Origin of the sequence: Pseudomonas sp. Y5-11 (assembly GCF_022368695.1) — a bacterium.
GTDB classification, from domain to species: Bacteria; Pseudomonadota; Gammaproteobacteria; order Pseudomonadales; family Pseudomonadaceae; genus Aquipseudomonas; species Aquipseudomonas parakoreensis.
The window spans coordinates 279393-296951 of the sequence record NZ_CP058974.1 but is presented as its reverse complement, the minus strand read 5'-3'; the positions used below and the strand labels follow the sequence as shown (position 1 = coordinate 296951).

Genomic DNA, 17559 nt, shown 5'->3' with positions numbered 1-17559 from the left:
CACTCTGAATTAAAGCTCAAGCCATGGCCCCACGAATAAAAACCAGCGAGCGCATCGTGCAGAACAGCCTCGAACTGTTCAATCAGCAGGGCGAGCGCAGCATCAGCACCAACCACATTGCCGCGCACATGGAGATTTCTCCGGGCAATCTGTACTACCACTTCCCCAACAAGCAGGCGATCATCGCCGTGCTGTTCAGTGAGTACGAAAGTCTGGTCGACAGCTTTTTGCGCCCGCCACAGGGGCGTGCCGCCACCGTCGAAGACAAGCGCTATTACCTCAAGGAGCTGCTGTCGGCGATGTGGGGTTACCGCTTTCTGCATCGGGATCTGGAACACCTGCTCGACAGTGACCCGGATCTGGCCGCGCGCTACCGGCGTTTTTCCCAGCGCTGTGTGATCCAGGGCATGGCGATCTACGAGGGCTTTGTCGCCGCCGGCATTCTCAAGATGGATCGGGTACAGATCGAGTCCCTGACGATCAATGCCTGGATCATCCTCACCTCGTGGGTGCGTTTTCTGTGCACCACCCGGGAAAACTCCAACCACCTCAGCGAGCAGGCCATCAAGCGTGGCGTGTATCAGGTGCTGGTGCTGGAAGCCGGGTTCGTCACCGATCAGGCCCGCGAAGAGGTGAATGCCTTGTTCGACGAGTTCTACGTACCGCTGGCCCAGGCCCTCGAGGAAGGGCGGTAACCCATTTCGAAGTCGCTCACAGGAGTCCGTCATGCCGATTGCGCAACTGCTCAGCCCGACCGCACTGGATGCCCGCAAGGAGCAGCCGGGGCTGGTGATTCTCGATTGTCGTTTTGCCCTCGAAGACCCGGACTACGGGCAGCGCAGCTATGCCGAAGGGCACATCGCCGGCGCCCGCTTCGCTGACCTTGAGCGTGACCTGAGTGGCAAAGTGGTCAAAGGCGTGACCGGACGTCACCCATTGCCCGAGCCGGCGGCGCTGATCGAGCGTCTGCAGGCGTGGGGCATCAATGCCGACAGCGATGTGGTTTTGTACGACGACGGCCCTGGTGCCTATGCGGCCCGCGCCTGGTGGTTGCTGGCGTGGCTGGGCAAGCGCGACGGCGTGTTCATTCTCGACGGCGGCCTCAAGGCCTGGCACGCGGCGGGTCAACCGCTGAGCCTGGATGCGCCGTCGGTCAGCCGGGGCAACTTCAGTGGTCAGCCGGACATGAAACTGCTGCTGAGCGCCGAGCAATTGCACCAGCGCCTTGCTCAGCCGTCGCTGACATTGCTCGATGCCCGGGCCTTGCCGCGCTTCAAGGGTGAGGTGGAACCGATCGATCCGATTGCCGGGCACATTCCCGGGGCGCAATGCGCGGCGTTTACCGAGAACCTCGGCAGCGACGGGCGCTTCCTGCCAGCGGAGCAGCTCAAGCAGCGTTTTGCGGCGAAACTCGGCGAGCGTTCGCCAACGGACCTGGTCGCTTATTGCGGTTCCGGGGTGACGGCGTGTCACAACCTGTTTGCGTTGTGCCTGGCGGGGTATCCGCTGGGTTCGCTGTATGCCGGGTCGTGGAGTGAGTGGATCAACGAGCCTTCCAGAGGTATAGCCACGGGCGAATAACAGCAAAAGATCGCAGCCTGCGGCAGCTCCTACAGGGGCTGGCGTGCCGCAGGCCGCGATCTTTTAGCGTTCCACGCGGGCACTGCGATACGCCGCCGGCCCAACCCCGTAAACCTGCTTGAACTGTCGGCTGAGATGACTCTGATCGGCAAAGCCCAGTTGCATGGCGACTTCCACCGGCAGGCAACCACTCTGCAATAAACCCCGGGCCGTGGCGATGCGCTGCTGCATCAGCCAGGTGTGCGGTGGCATGCCGGTGGCGCGGCGGAAGACACGGGCGAAGTGGAAGGGCGACAGATTCACTGCGGCCGCCAGTTCTTCCAGCGATGGCGGCGCCGCCAGTTGCGCGTGCAGCAGCTCCTTGGCCATCACCACCGCGCGATGTTCCTTGCCCGGGCTGCCGTTGATCTGCACCGCCGCATGCCGCTGCAACAGCAGCATCATCATCTCGCGCCATACCGTTTGCTGTTGCAGCGCGGTGGCCGGGCTTTCCAGCAAGCGATGCAACTGACAGAAACCGTTGACCAGATCCGGGTCGCGGTACAGCGTCGCGCCAAACGCCGGCATCGGCGCGCAGGGCAGTTCCAGTTCTTCGAGCAAGGACACGATCTGTCCGGTATCGGGATAAAAGGCCCGGTACAGCCAGCCGTCCTCGGTGCCCTTGTGCCCGGTGTGCAATTCGTCCGGATTGATCAGCACCAGCGTGCCGCTGCCGGCCAGGTGTTCGGCGCCGCGATAGCGATAACGCTGGGCGCCGGCCATGATCATGCCGATCACATAACCGTCGTGGACGTGCGGGGCGAAGCGATGCTCGATGTAGCGCGCCGACAGCAACTCGACCCCGGCCAGCGGCGCGGTTTGCCAGAAGCGGATCGACTCGCCCTTATCGCTCACGACGTCACACGGGCCAGCCATTGCGGGATGCGCCGTTCCAGGTAGTAGCCGGGCTGGCGGAACGTGCCATCGACAAAGCCGACGTGCCCGCCCTTGGCTTGCAGTTCGAACTGGGTGCTGGCGGACAATTCTTCGGTCGTCGGCAAGCTGTGGGGGAATACGAACGGATCGTCAGCGGCCTGGATGATCAGGGTCGGGGTGCGGATCTCGCCGAGAAAGTAGCGACTCGATGCTCGCCGATAGTAATCCTCGGCATCGTTGAAACCGTGCAGCGGCGCGGTGACTCGGCCATCGAAGTCCCAGAAGGTGCGCATGTTCTCCAGCGAACCGAGCGCCGCCAGGGCTGCCAGGCCATCCTCACGCCCGTCATGCTGGAACTGGCGCTGCTTGTTCTTGATGTAGGCGACCATCTCGCGCATGAAGTGTGCTTGATAGACCTTGGAGAAACCCTGACCGATGCGGTCGGCGCACTGATCGAGCCGAAACGGCACCGACACCGCCACCGCACCGAGCACGCCGCTGTCGCTGCCGGTCTCGCCCAGATGCTTGAGCAACACGTTGCCGCCCAATGAATAGCCGACCGCATACAGCGGCGCCAGCGGGCGCTTGGCCCGCAAGTGTTTGATGGCCTCGGCGAGGTCTTCGCTGGCACCGGAGTGGTAACTGCGCGGCAGCAGGTTGGGTTCGCCGGAGCAACCGCGCCAGTTCAGCGCGACACTGGCCCAGCCCTGCGCGGCGAGCGCGGCCTGGATCCCGGCGACGTAAGGCGAATTGGATGAACCGGTCAGCCCATGCAGCACCAGCACCAGCGGCGCCTCGGCGCTGTGCGGGCCATGCCAGTCGAGATCGAGAAAATCCCCGTCGTCCAGCCACAGGCGTTCCCGCTCGCGATCAAGGTGGACGGTTTTGCGCCACAGCGGCCCCCACAAGGTTTGCAGGTGCGGATTGCCGAGGCCGAAGGCGGGGGTGAAGCGATCTGAAGACGCGGGCACGATGATTCTCGATGCAGCTTTGTGGGCAGAGTACGCACGCTTTTGTGGCGAGGGAGCTTGCTCCCGCTGGACTGCGCAGCAGGCCTCGCTTCTGAAAAAGGGGCCGCTACGCGACCCAGCGGGAGCAAGCTCCCTCGCCACAGATTTAGCGCAAACTTTCAGTTAACCGGCGATCTCTGTCATACGTTGCCACAACGCGTAGTACACCCGCCCGGATTTCTGCTCGCGGTGCAGGCGCCAGTTGCCCGGCAGGCCCAACGTCGATGGCGCGGTCTCGCTTTCAGTGTAGATCCACGAATCCGGCGCCAGCCATTGGCGCTCTTCGAGCAAAGTGCAGACCGCTGGCAGCAGGTTCTGGTTGAACGGCGGATCGAGAAATACCAGATCGAACGGCGAGGCGACCTGGGTCTCCAGATAACGCAGCGCGTCGGCGGTCTGCACCTGGCCGTTGGTACAGCGCAGGGTGCCGAGGTGTTCCTTCAGGCTCGATACCGCTACGTGGCTGGCATCCAGCGCTTGACCCATGGCCGCGCCACGCGACAGTGCTTCAAGAAACAGCGCGCCGCTGCCGGCGAACGGGTCCAGTACTTTGGCCCCGGCGACGTACGGCGCGAGCCAGTTGAACAGGGTTTCGCGCACGCGGTCCGGCGTCGGGCGCAGGCCCGGCGCATCGGGGAAACTCAGTTTGCGGCTGCGCCATTCGCCGCCGATGATGCGCAGCTGGTTCACACCGTTATGGACGTTCTGCGCAGGTTTTTTAGGACGAGTAGCCATTAATGCTCCGGAACCCCGAGCGGTGGCTCGGCAGGTTTATCAGATGGGGCCGGTAACGGCTTTTGCGGCACGGTCGGGCCAGCGCTGACGATGACCAGTTTGTCCGTGCTCAGGTGTTTGTTCATCGCGTCTTTGACCTGCTCGACAGTCAGGCTCTGGGACTGACGCATGAAGTCATCCAGATAGCTCAGCGGCAGATTATAGAAGCCCATGGCGCCCAGTTGGCCGACGATATCGGCGTTGCTTGCGGTGGACAGCGGGAAGCTGCCGGCCAGCTCGCGTTTGGCGTCGTCGAGTTCTTTCTGGGTCGGGCCGCTCTTCAGGTAATCGGCGAGCACGTCCTGCACCAGTTTCAGCGTGCCTTCGCTCATTTCCGCGCGGGTCTGCAGGTTGATCATGAACGGGCCGCGAGCCTGCATCGGGCTGAACCCGGAATACACGCCGTAGGTCAGGCCGCGCTTCTCGCGCACTTCGCTCATCAGCCGGGTGCCGAAACCGCCGCCACCGAGGATCTGGTTGCCCATCGACAGCGCCGCGTAATCCGGGTCGTCACGGTCGATGCCCAGCTGTGCGAGCAGCAGGTTGGTTTGCTTGGACGGGAACTCGATGTGATTGACGCTGGCTTTCGGTTCCTGCGGCTGGGCGATTTTCGCCAACGCCGGGCCTTTCGGCAGGGCGCCGGAGACCTGATTGGCAATCGCCTCCGCCTCGGCGCGCGACAGGTCACCGACCAGCGCGATCACCACGTTGCCCGCCGCGTAGGCCTTGGCGTGGAACTCACGCAGTTGCGCCAGAGTGATCTTCGGCACGCTCTGCGGGTTGCCGTCGCTGGAATGCGCGTAAGGGTGGTCGCCGTACAAGCGCTTCATCAGCTCAAGGCTGGCGAGTTTGCCGGGGTTCTGTTTCTGGTATTCGAAACCGGCGAGCATCTGATTCTTGATGCGCGCGAAGGAGTCGGTCGGGAACGTGGGTTTGCCCACTACTTCGGAGAACAGCTTGAGCGCTGGCTCGCGCTTGTCGGCGGCACTCAGACTGCGCAGCGACGCCAGCGCCATGTCCTTGTAGGCACCGTTGCCGAAATCCGCGCCGAGGCTTTCGAAGCCTTGGGCGATGGCGCCGACGTCCTTGCCCGCCACACCTTCGTTGAGCATGGCATTGGTCAGGACTGCCAGGCCCGGCGCACTGCCGTCCTGGCTGCTGCCGGCGGCGAAGATCAGGCGCATGTCGAACATCGGCAGCTCATGGGCTTCGACGAATAGCACCTTGGCGCCTTCGGCGGTGTTCCAGGTCTGCACGTCGAGCTTGCGGCTGGCAGGGGCCTTGCCGTCGAGTTCGGCCAGCGATTGCAGCTTCTGGCTGGTCTTGGCGTTGTCCAGTGCTTCGCTGGCGTCGGTTTTGACACCGGGCATCAGATAGAACGCGGCGGAGCCGATGACCGCCACAGCGATCAGACCAAGCAACAGGCGTGGGGATTTGCGCTCACTCATGAGTCGTCTCCAGTGGCAGGACATGGGCGACGCTGAGACGTTCGCGGGTGAAATACAGCTTGGCGGCGTTCTGGATGTCTTGCGGGGTCACGCTTTCCAGATCGGCAAGTTCAGTGTCCATCAACTTCCACGACAGCCCGACCGTTTCCAGTTGGCCGATGGCGGTGGCCTGACTGGTGATCGAATCGCGTTCGAACACCAGGCCGGCGATGACCTGTGCCCGCACGCGCTCGAGTTCTTCGGCGGACGGTGCGGTGGTTTTCAGCTGTTCCAGCAGTTTCCACAGACCGGCTTCAGCTTGCGCCATGGTCTTGTTCTTCTGGGTGTTCGGCGTTGCCGACAGGGTGAACAGGCTGTCGCCACGGGTGTAGGCGTCGTAGCTCGACGAACCGCCGGAAACCAGCTCTTCGCCGCGCTCCAGTTGCGTCGGGATGCGTCCGCTGTAGCCGCCGTCGAGCAGCGCCGAGATCAGGCGCAGGGCGTTGACCGAGCGCTTGTCTTCAGCGGTGGCGATGCTGGGCACGTTGAAACCGAGCATCAGGCTCGGCAGTTGGGTCTGCACATGCAGGGTGATCTGGCGCTCACCCGGCTCGGCCAGCTCCAGCGGTTTCTTCGCCGGTGGCACGTCGCGCTTGGCAATCGGCCCGAAGTAGCGCTGGGCGAGGGTCTTCACTTCATCAGGAGTGACGTCGCCGACCACCACCAGCGTGGCGTTGTTCGGCACATACCAGGATTGATACCAGTGACGCAGCTCCTCAACCTTCATCCGGTCAAGGTCCGCCATCCAGCCAATGGTCGGCGTGTGGTAGCCGCTGGCCGGGTAAGCCATCGCCTTGTAGCGCTCGTAGGCTTTAGACATCGGCTTATCGTCTGTGCGCAGGCGGCGCTCTTCCTTGATGACTTCGATTTCCTTGGCGAACTCGTCGCCCGGCAGGCGCAGATTGGCCATGCGGTCGGCTTCCAGTTCAAACGCTACGCCCAGACGGTCGCGGGCCAGCACCTGGTAATAGGCGGTGAAGTCGTCACTGGTGAAGGCGTTTTCTTCGGCGCCCAAGTCGCGCAGGATCAGCGATGCTTCGCCGGGGCCGACTTTCTCGCTGCCCTTGAACATCATGTGCTCGAGCGCGTGGGACAGACCGGTCTGGCCCGGGGTTTCGTAGCTGGAGCCGACCTTGTACCAGACCTGTGACACCACGACTGGCGCGCGATGGTCTTCGCGCACGACGACCTTCAGGCCGTTGTCGAGGGTGAATTCGTGGGTCGGTTGCGGGTCGGCCGCCAGGGCCGAAAGGGGCAGGCAGACTGTGCTGAGCAGCAGGCCTGCAGCGCGGCGGGCTAGAGCATTCATTCGTTTTTTAACCTGTTGGGCTGCCCGCTTGGTCTTAGCGTCGGCGGGCGAGAGGGTGCTAGGATACTGATCCGTTTTACCGGCGACCACGCCTATCAGGTTTTCAGGCCTGATGCGGTTGTATAGGTTGGCGGCAGAAAGCTGCGGTTTATCGACTAGACTTCGCTTTTTCGCCGATTTTGCCGGTTTAGTCCTTCGTTAATACGAATCTTTGGGGTGCCGCTGGCGCCTCGACAAAATGTTGCGCGTGAACAAGCTGGATGAAACACAGTCTGTTCTGCATCGAATATTTATTTGCCGGGGCGCCCTTATGGCGCGTCGCTACCGTGAGATAGCCGTCCTCCATGTTTGGTTCCAACGACGACAAGAAGACCCCAGCTGCGGCTGGCGAGAAGAAAAGCCTGTTCGGATGGCTGCGTAAGAAACCGCAGGAACCCGTCGTCGAACAGCCGCCCGAGATTCCTGAACCGGCTCCGACGCCAGCGCCTGCCATAGAAGAAGAGTCGGCGCCGATCGTGCTGCCGATTGCCGAGCCGGTGCTGCAACCGGTTGAGCCAGAGCCGCAACCTGAAACCCCGGCGGCGGCCGAGTTGCCCCTGACCCCGGCGGCCGAGCCGTGGCTGACCTTGCCGGTGGCGGAAGAGCCGGTGGCGTTGGTCGAAGAGGCATCGCCGCATGTGACGCCGCCGATTCCGGCGCCCGCCGCGTTCGTCCCTGAAGTCGCTCCGGCGCCAGTGGTTGAGCCGGTTGTCGAGCCGGCACCGGTTGTTCCCGAACCCGTGGCCCCGGTGGTCGTCGCCCCGGTTGCGCCGGTCGCTCAGCAGCCTGCACCTGCACCGGTCGTCGCTGCTCCGGTGGTGCCGGTAGACGTGGTTGCTGAAACGCCAGTGGAAGCCCCGCGCAGCGAAGAAACCAAAGTCGGCTTTTTCGCCCGCCTCAAGCAAGGCCTGTCGAAAACCAGCGCCAGCATCGGCGAGGGCATGGCCAGCCTGTTTCTCGGCCGTAAAACCATTGATGACGATTTGCTCGATGAGCTGGAAACCCGTCTGCTGACCGCCGACGTCGGTGTCGAAGCCACCACGCAGATCATCCAGCGCTTGACCCAGAAGGTCGCCCGCAAAGAACTGGCCGACGCCGACGCGCTGTACAAGTCGCTGCAGGCCGAGCTGGCGGCGATGCTGAAACCGGTCGAACAGCCGCTGAAAATCGCGTCGCAGACCAAGCCGTTCGTGATTCTGGTGGTGGGCGTCAACGGCGCCGGCAAGACCACCACCATCGGCAAGCTGGCGAAGAAGCTGCAGCTGGAAGGCAAGAAAGTCATGCTCGCCGCCGGTGACACCTTCCGCGCCGCTGCCGTTGAGCAGTTGCAGGTCTGGGGCGAGCGCAACAAGATCCCGGTGATCGCCCAGCACACCGGTGCCGACTCCGCGTCGGTGATCTTCGACGCCGTGCAGGCCGCCAAGGCCCGTGGCATTGACGTGCTGATCGCCGACACCGCCGGTCGTCTGCACACCAAAGACAACCTGATGGAAGAGTTGAAGAAAGTTCGCCGGGTGATCGGCAAGCTCGACGCCGACGCGCCGCACGAAGTGTTGCTGGTGCTCGACGCTGGCACCGGTCAAAACGCCATCAACCAGGCCAAGCAATTCAACCAGACCGTCGAACTGACCGGCCTGGCGCTGACCAAGCTCGACGGCACCGCCAAGGGCGGGGTGATTTTCGCCCTGGCCAAGCAGTTTGGCCTGCCGATCCGCTACATCGGTGTCGGTGAAGGCATTGACGATCTGCGTACCTTTGAAGCCGAACCCTTTGTCCAGGCACTGTTTGCCGAGCGGGAGCGTTCATGATTCGTTTCGAACAGGTCGGTAAACGCTACCCGAACGGTCACGTCGGCTTGCATGAGCTGAGCTTTCGAGTCCGTCGTGGCGAGTTTCTGTTTGTCACCGGTCACTCCGGTGCCGGTAAATCCACACTGTTGCGCCTGCTGCTGGCGATGGAGCGTCCGACCAGCGGCAAACTGCTGCTGGCCGGGCAAGACCTGAGCACCATCAGCAATGCGCAGATTCCGTTCCTGCGCCGGCAGATCGGCGTGGTGTTCCAGAATCACCAGTTGCTGTTCGATCGCACGGTGTTCAACAACGTCGCGCTGCCGCTGCAGATTCTCGGGCTGTCCAAGGCCGAGATCGCCAAGCGCGTCGATTCGGCGCTGGAGCGCGTGGCGCTGTCGGATAAAACCGATCTGTACCCCGGCGACCTGTCCACTGGTCAGCAACAGCGCGTCGGCATTGCCCGCGCCATCGTTCACCGTCCGGCGCTGCTGCTGGCGGACGAACCGACCGGTAACCTCGACCCGCGTCTGGCGGCCGAGATCATGGGCGTGTTCGAAGATATCAACCGACTGGGCACCAGCGTGCTGATCGCCAGTCACGACCTGGCCCTGATTGCGCGCATGCGGCACCGCATGCTGACCCTGCAGCGCGGCCGCTTGATTGGCGACGGGGAGGCCGGCGTATGAGTGCGACACGCAGTCCGAAGGTTTCCGAGCGCGTGGCCCCGAAGGCCGCCGACCCGCAACCGCCGAAGAAGAAAAAACACGACGATGACGACGGCCCGGACTTTTCCACGCTGTTGCGCTCGTGGATCGAAAGTCACCGTGCCAGCCTGCTCGACAGCCTGCGTCGCCTTGGCAAGCAGCCGATCGGCAGCTTCTTCACCTGCATGGTGATGGCCGTGGCGCTGAGCTTGCCGATGGGGCTGTCGCTGCTGATCAATAACGTCGAGCGTCTCGGCGGTTCGTGGCAGCGGGCGGCGCAGATTTCGCTGTATCTGCAATTGGATGCCACGCCCGCGCAGGGCGAATCGTTGCGCGAGCAGATCAAAGGCATGCCCGGCGTTGCTGATGCCGAATATGTCGGCCGTGACCAGGCGCTGGAAGAGTTTCAGCAGCAGTCCGGTCTGGGCGAAGCCCTGCGCGAGCTGCCGGAGAACCCGCTGCCGGGCGTGGTGCTGGTGACCCCGAACGAGGTCGACAAGCCGACCCTGGAAGCATTAAGACAAAAACTTTCCGAGCTGCCCAAGGTACAACAGGCGCAACTTGATCTAGTCTGGGTCGAGCGTCTGGCTGCCATCCTCAAGCTCGGTGATCGTTTTGTCTTCGGTCTGACGGTGCTGCTGGTTTCTGCATTACTTTTGGTGATAGGCAATACCATTCGTCTTCATATTGAAAACCGCCGCACAGAGATAGAAGTGATTAAACTCGTCGGCGGCACCGACAGCTATGTGCGCCGTCCCTTCCTTTATATGGGCGCGCTGTATGGCTTCGGTGCAGGTGTTCTGTCCTGGGGTGTGCTGGCGTTCGGCCTGAACTGGCTGAACGACGCGGTGGTTGGACTGGCCGGCTTGTACGGCAGTGATTTCGCGCTGGCCGGAGTGCCAGTTGCCGACGGTCTGTCGCTCTTGCTTGGCGCGGTGCTGTTGGGTTATATCGGTGCATGGATTGCAGTCGCACGTCATCTCAGGGAGCTGGCGCCGAAGTAGAATCTTTTTTGCGCGTGATTGACCTTGCGGTTTTTTTGGGAACTTGTACTTGAATTCCCGGTCAATTTTTCGCAGTGCCGAGAGGCACGAGTATGTAAGTGGGAGGTTTTTTCGCATGACCAATTCTTTGCAACCTGCGTACGCGTTGGTTCCGGGTGCGAACCTGGAAGCCTATGTGCACACCGTCAACAGCATTCCATTGCTGACGCCGGAGCAGGAGCGTGAACTGGCCGAGAGTCTCTACTATGAGCAGGATCTGGGGGCGGCTCGGCAGATGGTGCTCGCCCACCTGCGATTTGTCGTACACATTGCCCGTAGCTATTCCGGCTACGGTCTGGCTCAGGCTGACCTGATCCAGGAAGGCAACGTCGGGCTGATGAAGGCGGTAAAACGCTTCAATCCGGAAATGGGTGTGCGTCTGGTGTCGTTCGCCGTGCACTGGATCAAGGCGGAAATTCACGAGTTCATCCTGCGCAACTGGCGCATTGTGAAAGTCGCGACCACCAAGGCCCAGCGCAAGTTGTTCTTCAACCTGCGCAGCCAGAAGAAACGTCTGGCGTGGCTGAACAACGAGGAAGTCCACCGTGTGGCGGAAAGCCTCGGCGTCGAACCGCGTGAAGTGCGTGAGATGGAAAGTCGCCTGACCGGCCATGACATGGCCTTCGACCCGGCTGCAGAGGCCGATGACGACAGTGCTTTCCAGTCGCCGGCCAACTACCTGGAAGACCACCGGTACGATCCGGCGCGTCAACTGGAAGATGCCGACTGGAGCGACAACTCCAACCACAACCTGCACGAAGCGCTGGAAGTGCTGGACGAGCGTAGCCGCGACATCCTCTACCAGCGCTGGCTGGCAGAAGAGAAAGCCACGCTGCACGACCTGGCGCAGAAGTACAACGTGTCGGCCGAGCGGATCCGTCAGCTCGAGAAGAGCGCGATGAACAAGCTCAAGTTGTCGATCGCCGCGTAACCGGCGTCAAGGCAATAAAAAACGCCCCGATCAGCGATGATCGGGGCGTTTTTTTATGCGCATATGTCAGGGCGGCATTAATCCCTGTGGGAGCTGGCTTGCCAGCGATGGCGTCGGGTCAGTCATGTAGATGGTGGCTGAACTACCGCTATCGCGGACAAGCCCGCTCCCACAGGGATTTTCAGTGTCTATAAGAACAGTGAGGGCTATCGCGCCCAAGGCGCCCGGCGCGAATCATCAAGCCCCAGCAAATAACTGGTTCCGCCCAACTGGCTCATCTGCTGCCGAATCCACCCGGCCCGGCGCGACACATACGCTGTCGGATGGCTGGCACTCCAAACTCGCGGGTTAGGCAGCACCGCCGCCAGATAACTCGCCTGCTGACGCGACAGTGACTTGGCGCTCACGCCAAAGTGATGGCGTGCCGCCGCTTCGGCACCAAACACTCCGTCATCCCACTCGACGCTGTTCAGATAAACCTCAAGAATCCGCTGTTTGGGCCAGAACACTTCGATCAATGCGGTAAACCAGGCCTCCAGGCCTTTGCGCAGATAGCTGCGCCCCGACCACAGGAACAGGTTCTTCGACACTTGCTGGCTCAGGGTGCTGGCGCCGCGAATCGAACCGCCCAATTCGTTGTGGGCCAATGCCGCCTGGATCGCGCCGAAGTCAAAGCCCCAGTGCTCGGGAAATTTCTGGTCTTCGCCGGCCATGACCGCGACCTTGAGATCGTCGGAGATCTCGTCCCACGGTTTCCAGGTGCGTTGCAGGTCGATCGGCTCGCCGTCGACCCAGGATTCAACCTTGCGCTCGACCATCAGCGCCGTGCCCGGCGGCGGCACGAAGCGAAACAGCAACACCAGCAATACACTGCCGCCCGCGAACCAGAGCAGGGCCTTCGTGAGACGACGCAAAAGTGAACGCAGCATAGAGATGGCTTGGCCGAACCGATGGAGCGGGCCATTATACAGACCCTGCCGAACGAGTCTGACTGGAGTTCCACATGCTGCGTGGCTTTCTGATGCTGGCCGCTTTCTTTGGTTTTACCGGTGTGGGCCTTGGCGCCTTCGCCGCTCATGGCCTGAAAAACCGCCTGACCCCCGAGTATCTGGCGATTTTCCACACTGGCGTGACCTATCAGCTGGTGCACGCTTTGGCGTTGTTTGGTGTTGCACTGTTGGCCTCGCAGATTCAGGGGCGTCTCGTCGCTTGGGCGGGGGCATCGTTCACCCTCGGTATCCTGCTGTTCTCCGGCAGTCTGTATGTGCTGACCACCACCGGCATCAGCAAACTCGGCATCATTACCCCATTTGGCGGGCTGGCGTTTCTGGTCGGCTGGCTGTGCCTTGGGCTTGCCGCCTGGCGCCTGCAGTGAACCGCTTGACGCTTGGTGCTGACCTTTAGGTCATGATCGGGCTAGAATGCCACCCCCTAAAAATGATGGCGGCCTGGCGCATGCGCATTCAGTTGAACGGCGAATCCCTTGAACTGCCCGACGGTGAAACCGTTGCGGCCCTGATTGCCCGTATGGACCTGACCGGTCGCCGGGTGGCAGTTGAACTCAATCTGGATATCGTCCCGCGCAGTCAGCATGCCGACACCGTTCTCAATGACGGCGACCATGTTGAAGTGGTGCACGCCATCGGCGGTGGCTAGTCGCCCGGCCCGCAAGGGCACAGAATTCTGCAAGACCCTCACCCCTAAAGAGGATTCCCCATGAGCATCGTTCGTAGCGACAAGCCTTTCGTCCTGGCCGGTCGTACTTACCAGTCGCGTTTGCTGGTCGGTACCGGCAAGTACCGTGACATGGAAGAAACCCGCCAGGCCATCGAAGCCTCGGGTGCCGAGATCGTCACCTTCGCCGTGCGCCGCACCAACCTGGGCCAGATCGAAGGCGAGCCGAACCTGCTCGATGTGCTGTCGCCGGAGCGCTACACCTTCCTGCCAAACACCGCCGGTTGCTACGACGCTATCGAAGCCGTGCGCACCTGCCGCCTGGCCCGTGAGCTGCTCGACGGCCACAACCTGGTGAAGCTGGAAGTGCTGGCTGACCAGAAAACCCTGTTCCCCAACGTGATCGAAACCCTCAAGGCCGCGGAAACGCTGGTCAAGGAAGGCTTCGACGTGATGGTGTACACCAGTGATGACCCGATCATCGCCCGGCAACTGGCGGAAATCGGCTGCATCGCGGTCATGCCGCTGGCCGGTCTGATCGGTTCCGGTCTGGGGATCTGCAACCCATACAACCTGCAGATCATCCTCGAAGAAGCGAAAATTCCGGTACTGGTGGATGCCGGTGTCGGTACCGCTTCCGACGCCACCATCGCCATGGAACTGGGCTGTGACGCGGTGCTGATGAACTCGGCCATCGCCCATGCCCAGCAACCGGTGATGATGGCCCAAGCCATGCAACACGCGATCGTCGCGGGCCGTCTGGCCTACCTCGCCGGCCGCATGCCGAAAAAACTCTATGCCAGCGCCTCTTCGCCGCTGGATGGTCTGATCAAGTAAGAGCCATTGATGACTGAATCGAACGACACGCCTATCCAGACGGAAGAGGGCGACGAGCGCCAACACCGCCGCATCAAGAGCTTCGTGATGCGTGCCGGGCGCATGACCGAAGGCCAGCAGCGCGGTCTGGACCAGGGTGCGCCGCTGTACGTGCTGCCGCTGGCCGACGCGCCGGTGGATTACGATCAGGTGTTCGGCCGTTCGGCGCCGCGCTCGCTGGAGATCGGTTTCGGCATGGGCCACTCGTTGCTGGAAATGGCCGCAGCGGCACCGGATCAGGACTTCATCGGTGTGGAAGTGCATCGTCCCGGTGTTGGCGCGCTGCTCAATGGCGTGCTGACTCAGGGCCTGACCAACCTGCGGGTCTACGATTGCGACGCGATCGAAGTGCTCAACCGCTGCATCGCCGACAACAGCCTCGATCGACTGATGCTGTTCTTCCCGGATCCATGGCACAAGAGCCGTCATCACAAGCGTCGCATCGTTCAGGCGTCCTTCGCCGAACTGGTGCGCAGCAAGCTGAAAGTCGGCGGCATCCTGCACATGGCCACCGACTGGGAGCCGTACGCCGAGTACATGCTGGAAGTGATGAACGTCGCCCCGGGCTACCGCAACCTCGCCGAAGACGGCAAATGCGTACCGCGCCCGGCCGAGCGCCCGATCACCAAGTTCGAACGCCGCGGCGAACGTCTGGGGCATGGCGTGTGGGATCTGAAGTTCGAGAAAATCTCCTGAGCATCACGCAATAAAAACTGTGGGAGCGAGCTTGCTCGCGATGAGGCCATAACATTCAACATTTATGTCGTCTGTTACACCGCCATCGCGAGCAAGCTCGCTCCCACAGTTGTTTTGTATGTGCTGAAAATCAGCGGCGGTCAGCGACGACGCCGATAAGAACGAGCACCACCAGCAACACCGGCGCCAGGCTGTAGTTGTTGAACTGGCTCAGGCCCTTGACCACCCACGGTGTGGCGTAGATCAGTGCGGCGCCGCTGCCGATCACGCACAGCAGGGCCATCAATGGTACGCGCAGGGCGCCGGCAATGCTGCCTAGGCGTTGTTCGACCCAGCCTTTGAAGTCGGCGCCGAACAGCACCAGCAGGCAGCCCACCAGCGCCAGGGCGATTTCCGAGAGGTTGCTGCGGCTCCAGCGGGATACGGTGGCGAGCAGGTCGAGTATCAAATCCATGCGTTTTCCCTTGGGACTGAAGTCAGTTCAGAAATTGTTGCAGCAAGTCGTTGAGGAACAACTGTCCGCGCTCGGTGGCCGCCAGACGTGACGGTTCGACCTGCAACAGGCCACTTTGTTCTGCCGCGGCCCGGCCTTCTGCGAGGCTTTCCAGCGGCAGGCCGGTGCGCTCCGGATACAGGCGCGATTCGACGCCCGAGGTCAGGCGCAAAGCGTTCATCAGAAATTCGAACGGCATCTCGTCGTTGGTCAGCGCTTTTTCGCCAGCCTGGAAGTTTTTTGCCGGATTGAGATAGTCCTTCGGCAAACGCGTCTTCCAGGTGCGCATAATGCGCCCGTCCGGATGGCTGAGCTTGCCGTGGGCGCCGGCGCCGATGCCGATGAAGTCGCCGAAACTCCAGTAATTGAGGTTATGCCGCGCCGGACGCCCGGGCTGGGCATAGGCCGAGACCTCGTACTGCGCGTAACCGTGCGCGGCCAGCAGCGCTTGCCCGGCCTCCTGAATGTCCCATAGCGTGTCGTCTTCCGGCAGCACCGGCGGCTGGTTCCAGAACACCGTGTTCGGCTCCAGTGTCAGCTGATACCAGGAGATGTGCGTCGGTTTCAGTTCGATGGCCTGGCGCAGGTCGCTCAAGGCATCGTCCAGCGACTGATCGGGCAGGCCGTGCATCAGGTCGAGGTTGAAGTTGTCGAACCCGGCCTGGCGTGCCATGCCCGCCGCGCGCACCGCTTCGTCGCCGTTGTGGATACGGCCGAGGGCCTCGAGTTTCTGCTGCTGGAAGCTCTGGATGCCGATCGACAGGCGATTGATCCCCAGCTTGCGATACGCGACAAACTTCTCTTGCTCGAAGGTGCCGGGGTTGGCTTCCAGGGTGATCTCGATGTCGGGCGCAAACGGGATGCGCTGCTCGACGCCTTTGAGCAACCGTCCGAGGGCTTCGGCGCTGAACAGGCTCGGCGTGCCCCCCCCGAAGAAGATCGAACTGATTTCACGGCCATACACCGCGTGCAGGTCCTGATCGAGGTCAGCCAGCAACGCGTCGACGTATTCCTCTTCCGGCAGTACCGGGCTGGCGGTGTGCGAGTTGAAGTCGCAATACGGGCATTTGCGCACACACCACGGAATGTGGATGTACAGCGCCAGAGGCGGCAGCGTCGGCAGCGGCGCCCGAGGCGAGGAGGCGGCGCCGCCGATGATCAGCGACGACGCGGGGTAGCTGTCGGTCATTTCAGGCCCAGACGCTGGCGCAGCAGATCCATTGCACGGGCGCGGTGGCTGATCTGGTTCTTGTCGGCCGGGCTCAGTTCGGCGCTGGACACGTCACGTTCCGGCACCCAGAACAGCGGGTCGTAGCCAAAACCGTGCTCGCCGCTGGCGGCGGTCAGGATGCGTCCGTGCCACAGGCCTTCGCAGAGGATCGGCAGCGGATCATCGGCATGCCGCACCAGTGCCAGCACGCAGACGAACTGCGCACCGCGCTCGGCTTGTGGCACGTCTTTAAGCGCGTCGAGCAGTTTGGCGTTGTTCGCTGCATCGCCTTTGCCATCGGCATAACGCGCCGAGTAGATGCCTGGCGCGCCGCCGAGGAAATCCACCGCCAGACCCGAGTCATCAGCCAGTGCCGGCAGCCCGGAGATGCGCGCGGCATTTCGCGCCTTGAGGATCGCGTTCTCGACGAACGACAGACCGGTTTCTTCCGGTTCGACCTTGCTCCATTCGCCGATCGAGCGCAGTTGCACCGAGTCGCCGAGCATGGCCTGGAGTTCCTTGAGTTTGCCGGCGTTATGGCTGGCCAGTACGAGTTGCTTGAGGTTCATCATTCGCCGGGAAAGATTTCTTGGTTGAAGTTGATGGTGTTGATCTTGTCGCCGTTCTGCACCTTGATTTCAAAGGTGCGGGTTTCCTGCTGCTCCACCGGGTACTGGGCGATGTAGTAAATCGCGCCTTGTTCGGTGACCTGGCGGAAGTTCAGCGGCACGCTCTGGCTGGTCAGGTCTTTGACCGTGCCAGTGACGTTGGCGATCAGCGGTTTGCCGTCCTTGATTACCGAGACGTTGATCACGCCCTGGTTCTTGCTGCGGATCAGCTCGGCTGCCTTGGCGATGTCGGGTGTCAGGAAGGTCGAGTTGAAGGTGTTGTAGTGCACGGTAATGTCACCGAACACTTCCTTGCGTTCGCCCTTGATGGCATCGGCGGCCACCGCCGAAAGGCTCAGGCAGGCGGCCAATAGCACAGTAATCAAGCGACCCATGATCGTTCTCCTCGAAATGTCGTG

Annotated in this window: 20 protein-coding genes; 10 read left to right on the top strand and 10 right to left on the bottom strand. The window is 62.1% G+C overall.

Annotated features, from left to right (window positions below; genetic code table 11):
- The first annotated feature begins 23 nt into the window (after positions 1-23).
- Together HXW87_RS01285 and HXW87_RS01280 are read left to right on the top strand one after the other, a co-directional pair.
- Positions 24-695 carry a TetR/AcrR family transcriptional regulator gene (locus tag HXW87_RS01285; protein ID WP_007964152.1) on the top strand — a complete coding sequence of 224 codons (672 nt, stop codon included), beginning with the start codon at positions 24-26 and terminating at the stop codon, positions 693-695.
- A 31-nt stretch (positions 696-726) separates the two neighbouring features.
- Entirely contained in the window at positions 727-1581 is an 855-nt protein-coding gene (locus HXW87_RS01280) for a sulfurtransferase (protein ID WP_239778349.1), read from the top strand.
- A 63-nt stretch (positions 1582-1644) separates the two neighbouring features.
- Here the strand turns inward: HXW87_RS01280 and HXW87_RS01275 are convergent, their stop codons facing one another.
- The 5 genes from HXW87_RS01275 to HXW87_RS01255 all read right to left on the bottom strand — a co-directional run bounded on the left by HXW87_RS01275 (position 1645) and on the right by HXW87_RS01255 (position 7076).
- Positions 1645-2496 (bottom strand): AraC family transcriptional regulator, encoded by an 852-nt coding sequence (locus HXW87_RS01275; RefSeq protein WP_182402879.1) that lies wholly within the window; start codon positions 2494-2496, stop codon positions 1645-1647.
- Positions 2472-3467 carry a hydrolase gene (locus HXW87_RS01270; RefSeq protein ID WP_182402877.1) on the bottom strand — a complete coding sequence of 332 codons (996 nt, stop codon included), beginning with the start codon at positions 3465-3467 and terminating at the stop codon, positions 2472-2474. The genes HXW87_RS01275 and HXW87_RS01270 overlap by 25 nt, the downstream gene beginning before the upstream one ends.
- Before the next feature lie 162 nt (positions 3468-3629).
- Positions 3630-4241 (bottom strand): 16S rRNA (guanine(966)-N(2))-methyltransferase RsmD, encoded by a 612-nt coding sequence (gene rsmD / locus HXW87_RS01265; RefSeq protein ID WP_182402873.1) that lies wholly within the window; start codon positions 4239-4241, stop codon positions 3630-3632.
- Complete coding sequence (locus HXW87_RS01260) at positions 4241-5728, bottom strand: pitrilysin family protein (protein ID WP_239778348.1); 1488 nt, start codon at positions 5726-5728, stop codon at positions 4241-4243. The genes rsmD and HXW87_RS01260 overlap by 1 nt, the downstream gene beginning before the upstream one ends.
- A complete protein-coding gene (locus HXW87_RS01255) occupies positions 5721-7076 on the bottom strand; it encodes a pitrilysin family protein (protein WP_239778347.1) in 1356 nt (451 codons plus the stop codon). Before HXW87_RS01255 ends, HXW87_RS01260 begins: the two co-directional genes overlap by 8 nt.
- Positions 7077-7420: 344 nt before the next feature.
- Between HXW87_RS01255 and ftsY the strand changes: the two genes are divergently transcribed.
- The 4 genes from ftsY to rpoH all read left to right on the top strand — a co-directional run bounded on the left by ftsY (position 7421) and on the right by rpoH (position 11583).
- On the top strand, positions 7421-8923 hold the full coding sequence (ftsY, locus tag HXW87_RS01250) for a signal recognition particle-docking protein FtsY (protein WP_239778346.1): 1503 nt from the start codon (positions 7421-7423) through the stop codon (positions 8921-8923).
- The gene (gene ftsE, locus HXW87_RS01245; protein WP_003229148.1) at positions 8920-9591 is read left to right on the top strand and encodes a cell division ATP-binding protein FtsE; all 672 of its coding nucleotides are present in this window, start codon (positions 8920-8922) and stop codon (positions 9589-9591) included. Before ftsY ends, ftsE begins: the two co-directional genes overlap by 4 nt.
- Positions 9588-10613 (top strand): permease-like cell division protein FtsX, encoded by a 1026-nt coding sequence (gene ftsX, locus HXW87_RS01240; protein ID WP_007964135.1) that lies wholly within the window; start codon positions 9588-9590, stop codon positions 10611-10613. Before ftsE ends, ftsX begins: the two co-directional genes overlap by 4 nt.
- A gap of 115 nt (positions 10614-10728) precedes the next feature.
- Positions 10729-11583, top strand: a complete 855-nt coding sequence (gene rpoH, locus HXW87_RS01235; RefSeq protein WP_003229146.1) for an RNA polymerase sigma factor RpoH — start codon at positions 10729-10731, stop codon at positions 11581-11583.
- A 206-nt stretch (positions 11584-11789) separates the two neighbouring features.
- Here the strand turns inward: rpoH and mtgA are convergent, their stop codons facing one another.
- Positions 11790-12512 carry a monofunctional biosynthetic peptidoglycan transglycosylase gene (gene mtgA, locus HXW87_RS01230; protein WP_047297150.1) on the bottom strand — a complete coding sequence of 241 codons (723 nt, stop codon included), beginning with the start codon at positions 12510-12512 and terminating at the stop codon, positions 11790-11792.
- A gap of 74 nt (positions 12513-12586) precedes the next feature.
- Between mtgA and HXW87_RS01225 the strand changes: the two genes are divergently transcribed.
- The 4 genes from HXW87_RS01225 (at position 12587) to trmB (ending at position 14829) form a co-directional block, all read left to right on the top strand.
- Complete coding sequence (locus tag HXW87_RS01225; RefSeq protein WP_041063556.1) at positions 12587-12958, top strand: DUF423 domain-containing protein; 372 nt, start codon at positions 12587-12589, stop codon at positions 12956-12958.
- A gap of 80 nt (positions 12959-13038) precedes the next feature.
- The gene (thiS, locus tag HXW87_RS01220) at positions 13039-13239 is read left to right on the top strand and encodes a sulfur carrier protein ThiS (protein ID WP_161794890.1); all 201 of its coding nucleotides are present in this window, start codon (positions 13039-13041) and stop codon (positions 13237-13239) included.
- A gap of 60 nt (positions 13240-13299) precedes the next feature.
- Positions 13300-14094, top strand: a complete 795-nt coding sequence (locus tag HXW87_RS01215) for a thiazole synthase (protein ID WP_039757540.1) — start codon at positions 13300-13302, stop codon at positions 14092-14094.
- Between the two features lie 9 nt (positions 14095-14103).
- Entirely contained in the window at positions 14104-14829 is a 726-nt protein-coding gene (gene trmB, locus HXW87_RS01210) for a tRNA (guanosine(46)-N7)-methyltransferase TrmB (RefSeq protein ID WP_047297147.1), read from the top strand.
- 130 nt (positions 14830-14959) lie between these two features.
- On the opposite strand, the gene HXW87_RS01205 is transcribed toward trmB, so the two are convergent.
- From HXW87_RS01205 to HXW87_RS01190, 4 genes are read right to left on the bottom strand one after another with little or no spacing between them, the layout of a single operon-like run.
- Complete coding sequence (locus HXW87_RS01205) at positions 14960-15283, bottom strand: DUF3392 domain-containing protein (protein WP_003229134.1); 324 nt, start codon at positions 15281-15283, stop codon at positions 14960-14962.
- A 22-nt stretch (positions 15284-15305) separates the two neighbouring features.
- A complete protein-coding gene (gene hemW, locus HXW87_RS01200; protein ID WP_239778345.1) occupies positions 15306-16511 on the bottom strand; it encodes a radical SAM family heme chaperone HemW in 1206 nt (401 codons plus the stop codon).
- Positions 16508-17104, bottom strand: coding sequence for an RdgB/HAM1 family non-canonical purine NTP pyrophosphatase (gene rdgB / locus HXW87_RS01195; RefSeq protein WP_239778344.1), 597 nt, complete (start codon positions 17102-17104; stop codon positions 16508-16510). Before rdgB ends, hemW begins: the two co-directional genes overlap by 4 nt.
- Positions 17101-17535, bottom strand: a complete 435-nt coding sequence (locus HXW87_RS01190) for a DUF4426 domain-containing protein (RefSeq protein WP_239778343.1) — start codon at positions 17533-17535, stop codon at positions 17101-17103. Before HXW87_RS01190 ends, rdgB begins: the two co-directional genes overlap by 4 nt.
- Between the last annotated feature and the right edge of the window lie 24 nt (positions 17536-17559).

What these genes read in the sequence shown, in the direction of transcription:
- HXW87_RS01285 (WP_007964152.1), top strand. Translation starts at nt 24, where the DNA reads ATGGCCCCACGAATAAAAACCAGCGAGCGCATCGTGCAGAACAGCCTC.
- HXW87_RS01280 (WP_239778349.1), top strand. Translation starts at nt 727, where the DNA reads ATGCCGATTGCGCAACTGCTCAGCCCGACCGCACTGGATGCCCGCAAG.
- HXW87_RS01275 (WP_182402879.1), bottom strand. Translation starts at nt 2,496, where the DNA reads ATGGCTGGCCCGTGTGACGTCGTGAGCGATAAGGGCGAGTCGATCCGC.
- rsmD (WP_182402873.1), bottom strand. Translation starts at nt 4,241, where the DNA reads ATGGCTACTCGTCCTAAAAAACCTGCGCAGAACGTCCATAACGGTGTG.
- HXW87_RS01260 (WP_239778348.1), bottom strand. Translation starts at nt 5,728, where the DNA reads ATGAGTGAGCGCAAATCCCCACGCCTGTTGCTTGGTCTGATCGCTGTG.
- HXW87_RS01255 (WP_239778347.1), bottom strand. Translation starts at nt 7,076, where the DNA reads ATGAATGCTCTAGCCCGCCGCGCTGCAGGCCTGCTGCTCAGCACAGTC.
- ftsY (WP_239778346.1), top strand. Translation starts at nt 7,421, where the DNA reads ATGTTTGGTTCCAACGACGACAAGAAGACCCCAGCTGCGGCTGGCGAG.
- ftsE (WP_003229148.1), top strand. Translation starts at nt 8,920, where the DNA reads ATGATTCGTTTCGAACAGGTCGGTAAACGCTACCCGAACGGTCACGTC.
- ftsX (WP_007964135.1), top strand. Translation starts at nt 9,588, where the DNA reads ATGAGTGCGACACGCAGTCCGAAGGTTTCCGAGCGCGTGGCCCCGAAG.
- rpoH (WP_003229146.1), top strand. Translation starts at nt 10,729, where the DNA reads ATGACCAATTCTTTGCAACCTGCGTACGCGTTGGTTCCGGGTGCGAAC.
- mtgA (WP_047297150.1), bottom strand. Translation starts at nt 12,512, where the DNA reads ATGCTGCGTTCACTTTTGCGTCGTCTCACGAAGGCCCTGCTCTGGTTC.
- HXW87_RS01225 (WP_041063556.1), top strand. Translation starts at nt 12,587, where the DNA reads ATGCTGCGTGGCTTTCTGATGCTGGCCGCTTTCTTTGGTTTTACCGGT.
- thiS (WP_161794890.1), top strand. Translation starts at nt 13,039, where the DNA reads ATGCGCATTCAGTTGAACGGCGAATCCCTTGAACTGCCCGACGGTGAA.
- HXW87_RS01215 (WP_039757540.1), top strand. Translation starts at nt 13,300, where the DNA reads ATGAGCATCGTTCGTAGCGACAAGCCTTTCGTCCTGGCCGGTCGTACT.
- trmB (WP_047297147.1), top strand. Translation starts at nt 14,104, where the DNA reads ATGACTGAATCGAACGACACGCCTATCCAGACGGAAGAGGGCGACGAG.
- HXW87_RS01205 (WP_003229134.1), bottom strand. Translation starts at nt 15,283, where the DNA reads ATGGATTTGATACTCGACCTGCTCGCCACCGTATCCCGCTGGAGCCGC.
- hemW (WP_239778345.1), bottom strand. Translation starts at nt 16,511, where the DNA reads ATGACCGACAGCTACCCCGCGTCGTCGCTGATCATCGGCGGCGCCGCC.
- rdgB (WP_239778344.1), bottom strand. Translation starts at nt 17,104, where the DNA reads ATGATGAACCTCAAGCAACTCGTACTGGCCAGCCATAACGCCGGCAAA.
- HXW87_RS01190 (WP_239778343.1), bottom strand. Translation starts at nt 17,535, where the DNA reads ATGGGTCGCTTGATTACTGTGCTATTGGCCGCCTGCCTGAGCCTTTCG.